This is a genomic window from Plectonema cf. radiosum LEGE 06105 (assembly GCF_015207665.1).
Classification (GTDB): Bacteria; Cyanobacteriota; Cyanobacteriia; order Cyanobacteriales; family Nostocaceae; genus Rivularia; species Rivularia radiosa_A.
In genome coordinates, this window is record NZ_JADEWL010000186.1 from 1 (window position 1) to 10,758 (window position 10,758).

The following is a 10,758-nucleotide window of genomic DNA, read 5'->3' on the forward strand; positions in this document are numbered from 1 at the left end:
CCCCATCCCTGATTCTACCGAATCGGAGTTGTTTCAAAAGTGGGGCTAAATTCTATAGAAGGATTAACTCCAGGTTTTGAGAAAGGTACAACATTGCTAATGCGATCGCTAGCGTTGATACAACTTTCCATTGCTTGTGTAGGTGAAAAGTCAATTTCAGAACGTAAACCTACTACACATTGAGCAAAATCAACTGGTAGTAAGCTGCGACTACAGTAACTTAAGATAGCAGGATTAGCCCCTTCCTGACGAATAGTACCGATATCAACAACGCAAGTGGCTAAATCATTGGGACGACGTGCTTGTCCACAGAAAGAAAGGGAATCTGTTGCAGGAATTTGAGTTCTCCGCTGAATCTGACCTACACAAGAAGATACTTCCAGGGGTCTAAGTGCCGCTGCACAAGCACTAGCTGTAGTCTCCGCTGGAATACCTACACTCAAAAGACGTGCAGCACATACACGATATTCGTTGTTTTTTCTAAAGGGGTTGATTAAAGCATTGCTAGGTAAAATTATCGCGAAACTGCCAGCTATAGCTAGAATTGGTGCTGTTAATTTAGCTGTTTGTTTAAATAATTTGAAATCGAATCGCTTCAGAGTAAGCATTTTTGTTTCACAATTTACTGAATCGGAACCGTGAACTTTGCCAAACCAACGAAATGCCATGGAAATTCTCCAAACACATGATAGGTAATGCTATCTCATTTTCCGGCGAACAGTAACAAGATCGATTTAGTTGGCAACAATAAAGGTTTTGCTGTCGCGCACCAAGCATTGGTTGAAGATTTAAGTTCATTATTGACTTGAGCCATAATATCCGAAGTTTATAAATCATTCGCTAATACCATAATTACTATATTTTGGGCTGAGGATTAAAGTAATCAAATGTCTCAATATTGTCACTTTTTTGTCTCTGACTTATCACTGAGTTTGTTTTACTATGATCAATGAAAGTCTCCAAAATACAAGTTTGAGTAGAGAACAAATATTGAGGTGTTAAATGGTAATTTATAATATATCTGTGTTACCAAGTAGATTAATGACATTAATACGCCGGTGGCTAAATAATTTTCCCGTTAATAATGTCAATTTAGCTAAATGGATGTGTAAACTAATTCCTAACTCATGCCCATTTGAATATGATCTAAAACTCTGGGGTGATGCAATAATTCATATTCCACCCTTATGCAAACTTAATCCATTTTACGAAGAATTCATGCAGTTGCGATGGCGTGCTTTGTCTTATTTAGCAGATGAATGTGGTTTTGATATTGCATCTTTCATGTGACTACTAACATAGAGCAAACTCATTTTGATTTTGATTGATGGGCAAAGAAATAAAACTCTCAGTAAACGAGACTTCCATTATTTTAGATACGCTTTCTTTGCCCTAAATTCTTACGCTAATGGTAGATAAACTTGAAAACTACTACCAACTCCAACCTGACTTTTGACATTGATTCTCCCTCGATGTTTTTGTACAATAGCTTGGACTATCGCTAAACCTAATCCTAAACCTTCTGTATCTTGATGATGTGCGGTGTCAGTTCGCCAGAATCGTTGAAAGATTAAGGGAATATACTCTTGGGGAATACCGATTCCATTATCTTCTACGCGCACTAAAGCAAAGTTTTTCCTCTTTTCTAAATATAGTTTGACTATTCCCCCAGTTTTAGTATATTTTATTGAGTTTTCCAATAAGTTTGTAAACAAACGTTTTAGTTGATGCATATCACCTTTGACTAAGACACTATCAGATAAACGAGATTCAAAATCCAGTTGTTTACAAGCAGCTTGTGTCTCAAAACTGTCTGCCAAATCCTCTAATATTTCATCAAGAGGAATTTGCGGATACTCTAATGGAGAATTGTGAGGCATTGCATCTGTTTGTGATAGAAAACGCAAATCTTCGACTAAGCGCTTAATTTGTTCTGTTGCAGAGCTAATAATTGCAATTTTTCGGGCATCATCATTAGATAAGTTTTCTGCACGAGATTGCATTAATTCCACACTTGTCTTGATTGCGGTGAGGGGATTTCGTAATTCATGGGAAGCATCAGCAGTAAATTGTTTGAGGTAATGAAAACTTTGTTTAATTGGCTTGATTACCATAAAAGTCAGTAGCCCGCCGCTAACACTACTCAAAATTAAAACCGTTAATCCTCCAATTTTCAAACCTAATTGCAGTCGATTTAATTTCGTAGCTAATTCTTGATTTGATTCGCTCGCTCGAATATAACCTTCTAAATTAAGTGTTGTTTCACTTACATATGTGTATATAGGAATCGATACTGAGCGGATATTACCTTTTTTTTGAGTCAAGGGAGAATCTTGATTTAAATTGCGAGTTGCGATATTAGGGGACAAAGGATAATTAAAAAATATGCTTCCTTCCTTTGCTAAAAGTTTTCCATCTGCATCAAACCATTCTATACCTTGGTCTTTTTCAAGTAGGTTGCGCCACGATAAGTCTTTTTCTAATGCTACAACTCCTTTCGTTTTTATAGTTTTTATACTTGGAGATGCTGCTTGGGTTAGAGTTTTTAGTCTTTCGTTTTCATCTTTCTCCAAAGATACGTTAAAAAAAGCATATACAGTTATTGCTGAGACTGTAAAAATTGTTGACATTGCGCTGAGATAAACAAGCCACAAACGCCAAGACAAAGAGTTAGATACTTTGTTTTGAAGATATTTTGAGAAATTCAACAAAACCATATTTTGTACTCACACCACTTTCATTGATTATAGAATTAAATTTATTGAATTCTTAATGTTCTAATTTAAATCATCTGTATCTACCAATTTTCAACATTTACAACTAATATTCAATGTATTTTATAAGATAAAAATTAAAACTGAATGAGAATCTTCTCACAAATAGATTATTCCTTAATTACTATTTAATCTAGACCAAATGTCTACAGGATTATTTCTCTATGGGTATATAAGGATATTGAAATATGTGATTTTATATTTTGCGATTGGGTTGTTTCGCAAAACTACAAGATGAAATACTTAAATACAATAGACATCTGGTGGAAATTAATTATGCGTCATCCAGAAACCTTGTAGAGACGCGAAATTTCGCGTCTCTACATTCTTTTTCGGAGATGTCTAATAAATTCCTCCCTTACAACTAAAAAAGAGGAAAATATTGATTTATATATTTTGCAGATAATTACACATTTAATTAATGCAATTATTTGAGGTGATAGCCAAAACCGTATACTGTCTCGATAAAATCATCTGATGCACCTGCGGTTTTAAGTTTTTGTCTTAAACGCTTCACTAAAGCTTTAACAGCATCTTCTGTCGGAGTTTCATCAAAAGTCCAGAGGTTATCTAAGATTGCGCTGCGACTCAATACACGACGACCAGATCGTATAAGTAATTCTAATAAACGGTACTCTTTAGGAGTCAAGGTAAGAATTTGATCTGCATAATTGGCTTGACAAGTATTTGGATCTAATTGCAAATTTTCCCATTCTAAAGTTGCAGATGAAGGATTGCGACCTCTCCGAATTAAAGCGCGGATACGTGCCGATAATTCTTGTAGTTCATAAGGTTTAACAACATAATCATCGGCTCCAGCATCGAGACCTGCAACTTTATCCGCAGTACTATCACGAGCAGTTAACATTAAAACAGGTACCTGATAACCATTTGCACGTATTTTACGGCACAGGCTCAAACCATCTAGTTTAGGAACTGTTACATCCAATAGTAGCAAATCGTAACTACAAGCCTGGACAAAATCCCAACCTTTTAGCCCGTCTGGAGCAACATCAACTGAATATTGTTGGACTATTAATGCTTCCGTGAGTGATTGTGCAATATGACAGTCATCTTCTGCTAATAGAATTTTCATTGCAAACAATATACCTTGTGCATGAACTTTTACGTGATTTCGAGAAAATAAATGACACTCAAATCAAGAATAAGTAAGCCTTTTTACCACAATTATTATTTTTGCTAACAACTCTATCAACTTTTAACTAAAAAGTATAAATTTGCCAATTTTATACCTTTTTCTCTTAGAAAAGCTACTATGCTGTAGCGAATAAAATTATCGCAACTATGACACTTTTGAAAGTGTCCATACTGTAAAAATAAATATATAATATCTGATAAATATACGGAGATTAGTACTCTATCCAAGGGATGATTTTTATTTGTTTTTTCTAATACTTGGGTTGTATATCGCTCACAAGCTTTGTATGTAAAGGTTTTGTCTCTAGCAAGATGCTGTAGTACAAGAGATTCAATAAATCAACAAGGAACATAAGCAAGATTAATAGATATTCTTTTAAGAGTTAAACAGGACTTGGGAACTGTGTTATGTCCATTCAAGTTATTTTGATTTATAGAAATAAAAACAGTCAAAAACAATTTCTATAAAATTTCCTCTCTTTGTCTTTTTTTTGTCCCGGATTTGTTACCTTTGCAGTTTTAAATGAATTACAGAAGCGAAAAACACTTCTGGTTCTTGCATTAATTGTTAATAACTCAGAAGTGTAAAGCTCAGAATTTAAAACATAGAGGTTCTACAATGAATAACGTAATTGCACTTGAAAATATCCACGTTCATACAAATGTTCGTACATCTTTTAACGATAATGAAATTAAGCCAAAAATTGATTCTACGGCTTATATTCATCCTCTAGGTGCTGTAATTGGAAATGTGCATCTGGGTAAACGGGTGATGGTTGCACCAGCTGCTTCTGTTAGGGGTGATGAAGGTCAGCCCATCTATGTTGGAGACGATGTAAATGTTCAAGATTGTGTTGTGTTACATGCGCTGGAAACTCATGTCAACGGAAAATTAGTAAGGGAAGCAGTGGTAGAAGTTGAAGGTGAATTTTACGGAGTTTATATTAGCGAACGAGTTTCTTTAGCTCATCAGTGTCAAGTACACGGACCAGCTTTTATTGGTGCTGACACTTTTGTGGGAATGCAAGCATTAGTTTTCCGCGCTTCAGTTGGGAAAAACTGTGTGATTGAACCCAAAGCTTTAGTAATGGGAGTAACTATTCCTGATGGTAAGTATGTGAGTGCTGGTGCTTTGATTACTAGCCAAGAAGCTGCTAATAATTTACCTAGCATTACTGATACCTATCCCTTGAGAAGTCTAAACAATGCAGTAGTACACGTTAATACTGAACTAGCTACTAGTTATCACAACAAAGAATGTCACGAGTTAGGCTTATCTGACGCATGCGTAATTTATTAAGACTTATAGGCACCATTCTCAACAAATCTAATAAATAGGAAATATGCTCGTAAAACATGATTTTTTTGTTGAGTAATTCGCTCATATTCCCGCTTTTAATCGATGTGCAATGTATGACGTAACAAGATTAATTATTGACGATTGACAGTTAAAGGTTAACCCCCAACTAACGTTTAACTGTTGATTATTCCAACAACTTTACTCACGTTGAAAAATACCGATTCAGGAGAGATATTTGATGAATACTCCTAATTTAAAAGTCATCAATGGGGGGAAATACTATGCGCTGCAAAAACAATCTCCCCAGCAAGAAGTTAATGTTACTGATTCTCGATGCATTCGGACAGATGCAATAGTTATAACTCAATCTCTTGCGAATAAATTACCTTCGATAAATTACACAAGTGATTCACTAACTGAATAATTGTGAGTATCAGGGTGCTTTTCATTTAATGAATCTATACCATTTACAGGAATTTTATTATGACCTCTACATTACCTAGTAAGCGAGCATATATCTTAGTTGAAAAGCTTAAACAATATGTGCGTTTTAGTTCCCAAAGAATTTTCACAACACCAGAACGTGCTTTAGAAAATGCTTATCACTTAGCTTTAAAGATTAAAGAAATTGAACAGGAAACCGAATCAGCAAATGATAGCAAAGTTTTATCATCAGTTCTGCGTGCGGACTTAGATAAAAACTTGACCATGCTTAAGATGAGGTTAGCAGAATTTAAAGCTAGTAGTTTTTTGCTTGGTAATTTGAGTCGTAAAAATGTATCCAAGTTAAAATTTATTGAGGAGATAATTAATAAATATACAGAGATTGATGAAGTATCACAGTCTTTATTAGCTTTACCTGAATCGAATCTTCCAACTATAGCAAATTCAGAAAATTTTACCGAAAAAACTGGCGCTTTGCCTAGGTCAATTGGAAGGACAATTAACAAAATAAAAACCGATTTTAACCCCCGTTCCGAATCGGAATATATCAATAATTTTCGTAGTTCTAGAATAAAAACGAGAATGGCTGTACAATTACTGATGAGTTTAGTAATTGTTCCGGTACTAGCGCAAAATTTATCAAAGCAATTCTTAATTTATCCAATTGTAGAACGAGTAAGAGATGCAAATCAATCTCAAATGTTTCTCCATGAAGAAATGAAAGAAGAAGCTTTTCATGAACTAAATAGTTTTGAAGAAGGTCTAAAATTTGAAACGCTAATTCATAATGCACCACAACTTTCGACTGAGGTAATTGAAAGTAAAGTTCAGCATAAAGCGCAAGAAATTGCTAAAGATTACCGCAAAAAAAGTAGTACTGCAATTAGTAATGTGTTTGCCGATTTTGTGGGAATTTTTGCTTTTGCTATGGTGATGTTGTTCAGTAAAAAACGAGTAATTGCACTTAAATCGTTTATGAATGATATTGTCTATGGTTTAAGCGATAGTGCTAAAGCGTTCATTCTCATCTTATTAACCGATATCTTTGTAGGTTTCCACTCTCCTCACGGATGGGAAGTAATTTTGGAAGGAATATCGAATCACTTAGGTATTGCAGCAAATCATAGTGTAATTTTCTTATTTATCGCCACATTCCCAGTGGTTTTAGATAGTATTTTCAAATATTGGATATTCCGATATATGAGCCGAATGTCTCCTTCAGCAGTTGCCACTTTTAAAAATATGAATGAGTAAGCATAATCGTCAATAAGCCAATAGTTATAAATCATTGTTTGTTGAATTCAATTCTCTAAATGTAATTAAAGGAGACTAAAAAGTGATTGCACCATTTAGGAAGAAAAATTACAATCCTAGAACAAATAATCAAAAAAGTGTGCGGTTCAGTCCGCAAAATAAAAAAGCTAATCATTCTCGAAAAAAGTCGAGGTCGTTTGGAGAAAAATTTAATCTTTATACGGGCGAAAAGCTACAATGGTGGCAAGTAGTTTTTCGTCTTGCAGGAGCAATGATTCCGGCAATTCTTCCTTGGATTATGTTGTGTTCCGGATATGGTTTTGGTGTTTCTATTCTCAGTTATTTTGGACATTTTAGTATTTTTACTGACAATAAAGTAATTCAAAATATTATTGTTAGTTTAAATATCGTCTTGAGTTTACTACTAGCTTTTCGCACTAATACAGCGCACGATCGTTTTTGGGAAGGACGTAAATTATGGGGAGCGCAGGTGAATGTAGTGCGTAATTTGGTTAGAGGTATTTGGGTATATATTGAAGAAAGAAATTGGAAAGATAAAAATATCAAAGAAGCCGCAATGCGCTTGGTTGTAGCATTTACCATTGCAATGAAATTGCATTTACGTCGCGATCCAATGAACGAAGAGTTAGTCCCGTTTATGTCATCATCACAATACGAACAAATACTACAAGTAAATCACGCACCTTTGGAAATTTCTTTATGGCTTAGTGAATATCTCCAAAATCAATATGAACGGGAGCAGTTAAATGTGTTTCAACTCAATACGTTACACCAAGATGTTGATGAGATGATAGATATTTTAGGTGGATGCGAACGTATTTTAAAAACACCAGTTCCTTTGATATATACAATGACTTTGAAAATTTTGTTATTGATTTACTTTTTGTTGCTTCCTTGGGAATTAGTCGCTGGTTTAAATCTATGGACGAGTTTAGTAGTTGGATTTATTAGCTTTGTTTTACTAGGAATTAATGAAATTGGAGCGGAAATAGAAGAACCATTTGGACATGATCCCAATGACTTACCTTTAGATTTTATCTGCAATACAATTAAACGTAATACTGATGATTTAATTACCTTTTCACCTCTTCAAGGTAAATATAAAGAAAACTTCGATAGAACTGCATAAATCTTTTATAAAGATTGAGAAATTTGAAAATTAATGTAGGGATATATCATGAAATGTCCCTACAGAATAATTTCAATATTTACTAATGAAATTAGCCTCCGATTAAGTTAAATGTTATTCTCCTGTTAATCAAATACATATTTCTGAGCAACTTTCCAATAACGAGAAAACCGCTTAAGGTCGATGAAACCGTCGTATTCAAAAAATGGTTCTGCCTCAAATATTTCTAATTCTTTTGAACGTTCAATTTGATCGCAAATATTATTAAAACGGGGACTTGGACTATCTGTAGTCACAACTTGATTGGCATTATGTTCTTTTGCAAAAGCTAAAACTTCCGCAGCTACATCACCACGACGAATCACAACTGGTAATTCTAGTAAGCACTCGTAAATAAAAGTAATTCGCTTGAGACTAATTTGCCACTCTTTTAATAATGCATCGTCCCAAACCCAAATTGCGGGAGTATCCGGGTATTCATCCAGTGCAGGGTTTTTAGGACTCAGACAATCACCGTGAATCCAGATAATTCGGTTAGTCATAGAATTTTAGATTTTAGATTTTAGATTACCAGTCAATTTAAACACTCAGAGTAAAACGGGGTGCGAAAACCTTAATTTTTTTCTGGGGTTAGAAGTCGTTTTTTAGATATGTGAGAACTAACTCAATCAAGAAGTGCCATATTCATTGATAATTAATAACTGATAGCTGATAACTGATAACTGATAACTGATAACTGATCATGGCTAAAGTTTTTGATTCCATCACCGAAGAATTACAAAAGTTTATTGCAAACCAACAGATTTTCTTTGTGGCTACTGCACCAATAGATTCTACCGGACACGTTAACCTTTCTCCCAAGGGATTAGAAAGTTTTCGGATTCTTTCACCATACAAAGTTGCTTATCTCGATTTGACGGGAAGCGGAAATGAAACATCAGCCCATTTACAAGAAAATGGGCGAATTACCTTGATGTTTTGCGCTTTTCAAGAACCACCTTGTATTTTGCGGCTTTACGGTAGGGGAAACACTATTTTACCGGGTAATTCAGAGTGGGAATCTTTATCTTCACAGTTTCCGCAAATTCCCGGAACCCGTCAAATAATTGTAGCCGATATTGAGCGAGTACAAACATCTTGCGGAATGGGTGTACCTTTGTACGAATATCAAGAACACAGACAAGCTTTAGTCAATTGGGCAGAGAAAAAAGGAGAACAGGGAATTAAAGAATATCATAAGCAGAAAAATCTCGTAAGTATTGATGGTTTAGCAACTCCATTGAGCGAAATACTATAGCTAATGTTACCTGGTGACTAAACTAAGCAACATCAGAACGGTTATCCTAGTCATGATTGTTGTAGAGTTTTGTACTCAGTAAATAATGAAAAAATTTATTAAGTGGTGTGTAGACTTACTTTTATTAAGTCAGCAGCGCAGCCAAAGGCGAGCGTTTCTAACAGGAATTTTTACTGTTTCTTTGATGGCTGGGGTAATGTTTTCTTTCCCCGCACCTGCTCAAATTATAATTAAAACCCCTCAGCAGCCAATTGTTAACAAGCCGACCCAAGCAACGGAATTACGCGGGGTATGGTTAACTAATATTGATAGCGATGTTTTATTTAAGCGCGAAAATCTGACTAATGCTTTGACACGACTTAAACAATTAAACTTCAATGTTGTATATCCTGCGGTGTGGAATTGGGGTTATACTTTGTATCCTAGTAAAGTTGCGGCAAGTGTTATTGGAACTAATGTAGATCCCGAACCCGGACTTCGAGGACGCGATATGCTTGAAGAAGCAGTACGTGAGGGACACGCGAGGAATTTAAAGGTAATTCCCTGGTTTGAATTTGGCTTTATGGCACCTGCTGATTCACAATTAGCAAAGCGTCGTCCTTACTGGCTAACTAATCGTGTTGATGGGGGCAAAATAAAAAAAGAAGGTATTCACGATCGCGTTTGGTTGAATCCTTTTCGTCCTGATGTACAGCGATTTATCAAAGATTTAATCGTAGAAATGGTGCAAAAATATGATATAGACGGCATTCAATTTGATGACCATTTTGGTTTGCCATCGGAGTATGGCTACGACAGTTACACAGTAGCACTATATAAAAAAGAGCATAACGGTAAAGCACCCCCCGCAGATAATAAAAACCCAGAATGGTTAAAATGGCGGGCTGATAAGATTACTGATTTTATGAAACAAGTATTCTTGGCAATCAAAGCGGTTAAAAAAGATTGTATCGTTTCAATTGCACCAAATCCCCAAAGGTTTTCCTATGAATACTTTTTAGCCGATTGGCAAAGATGGGAACGTATGGGATTAATAGAAGATTTGGTAATTCAAATTTACCGCGATGACATGAATGTATTTGTGAATGAATTACAGTATCCCGAAGTCATCGCTGCCAAAAAACATATTCCTACCAGTATCGGTATTATTAGTGGTTTAAAAAATAAACACGTACCCATAGAACAAATTAAAGCACAGGTGAAACAAGTTCGCGATCGCAATTTTGCAGGAGTATCTTTCTTTTTCTATGAAACCTTGTGGAACATGAGTAAAGAACCATCACAACAGCGTCAGCAAGGTTTTAGGGGATTATTTACTACACCAGCGAAGTATCCGAATTTGTTAGCTGGTTGGAAAGGTTAGGGGGGGATGGGGTGATGG

At 35.3% G+C, this 10,758-nt stretch carries 11 protein-coding genes; 7 read left to right on the forward strand and 4 right to left on the reverse strand.

From position 1 onward, the window contains the following. Nucleotides 1-14 precede the first annotated feature (14 nt). Nucleotides 15-668, reverse strand: coding sequence for a hypothetical protein (locus tag IQ247_RS29060; RefSeq protein WP_228060143.1), 654 nt, complete (start codon nucleotides 666-668; stop codon nucleotides 15-17). A gap of 373 nt (nucleotides 669-1,041) precedes the next feature. On the opposite strand from IQ247_RS29060, the gene IQ247_RS29065 reads away from it, so the two are divergent. Then, nucleotides 1,042-1,290, forward strand: a complete 249-nt coding sequence (locus IQ247_RS29065) for a Mo-dependent nitrogenase C-terminal domain-containing protein (RefSeq protein WP_228060144.1) — start codon at nucleotides 1,042-1,044, stop codon at nucleotides 1,288-1,290. A 110-nt stretch (nucleotides 1,291-1,400) separates the two neighbouring features. On the opposite strand, the gene IQ247_RS29070 is transcribed toward IQ247_RS29065, so the two are convergent. Further along, nucleotides 1,401-2,630, reverse strand: a complete 1,230-nt coding sequence (locus tag IQ247_RS29070) for a sensor histidine kinase (RefSeq protein ID WP_193925302.1) — start codon at nucleotides 2,628-2,630, stop codon at nucleotides 1,401-1,403. Nucleotides 2,631-3,201: 571 nt separating this feature from the next. Continuing rightward, a complete protein-coding gene (locus IQ247_RS29075; RefSeq protein WP_193925304.1) occupies nucleotides 3,202-3,870 on the reverse strand; it encodes a response regulator transcription factor in 669 nt (222 codons plus the stop codon). A gap of 681 nt (nucleotides 3,871-4,551) precedes the next feature. Here IQ247_RS29075 and IQ247_RS29080 point away from each other — a divergent pair. The 4 genes from IQ247_RS29080 to IQ247_RS29095 all read left to right on the forward strand — a co-directional run bounded on the left by IQ247_RS29080 (nucleotide 4,552) and on the right by IQ247_RS29095 (nucleotide 8,080). After that, nucleotides 4,552-5,232: an LbetaH domain-containing protein gene (locus IQ247_RS29080; RefSeq protein ID WP_193925306.1), complete on the forward strand. Its 681-nt coding sequence runs from the start codon at nucleotides 4,552-4,554 to the stop codon at nucleotides 5,230-5,232. Nucleotides 5,233-5,470: 238 nt separating this feature from the next. Continuing rightward, nucleotides 5,471-5,656, forward strand: a complete 186-nt coding sequence (locus IQ247_RS29085; protein ID WP_193925308.1) for a hypothetical protein — start codon at nucleotides 5,471-5,473, stop codon at nucleotides 5,654-5,656. Nucleotides 5,657-5,715: 59 nt separating this feature from the next. Then, on the forward strand, nucleotides 5,716-6,930 hold the full coding sequence (locus IQ247_RS29090) for a proton extrusion protein PcxA (RefSeq protein WP_193925310.1): 1,215 nt from the start codon (nucleotides 5,716-5,718) through the stop codon (nucleotides 6,928-6,930). An 82-nt stretch (nucleotides 6,931-7,012) separates the two neighbouring features. Next, complete coding sequence (locus IQ247_RS29095) at nucleotides 7,013-8,080, forward strand: bestrophin family protein (RefSeq protein WP_322745598.1); 1,068 nt, start codon at nucleotides 7,013-7,015, stop codon at nucleotides 8,078-8,080. A 125-nt stretch (nucleotides 8,081-8,205) separates the two neighbouring features. Here IQ247_RS29095 and IQ247_RS29100 read toward each other — a convergent pair whose 3' ends face one another. After that, nucleotides 8,206-8,622: a hypothetical protein gene (locus tag IQ247_RS29100; protein ID WP_193925311.1), complete on the reverse strand. Its 417-nt coding sequence runs from the start codon at nucleotides 8,620-8,622 to the stop codon at nucleotides 8,206-8,208. Nucleotides 8,623-8,822: 200 nt separating this feature from the next. Here IQ247_RS29100 and IQ247_RS29105 point away from each other — a divergent pair, with 200 nt between their 5' ends. Both IQ247_RS29105 and IQ247_RS29110 read left to right on the forward strand, forming a co-directional pair. Next, on the forward strand, nucleotides 8,823-9,377 hold the full coding sequence (locus IQ247_RS29105) for a pyridoxamine 5'-phosphate oxidase family protein (RefSeq protein ID WP_193925313.1): 555 nt from the start codon (nucleotides 8,823-8,825) through the stop codon (nucleotides 9,375-9,377). 85 nt (nucleotides 9,378-9,462) lie between these two features. Next, nucleotides 9,463-10,740, forward strand: a complete 1,278-nt coding sequence (locus IQ247_RS29110) for a glycoside hydrolase family 10-like protein (RefSeq protein WP_193925315.1) — start codon at nucleotides 9,463-9,465, stop codon at nucleotides 10,738-10,740. Nucleotides 10,741-10,758 lie beyond the last annotated feature (18 nt).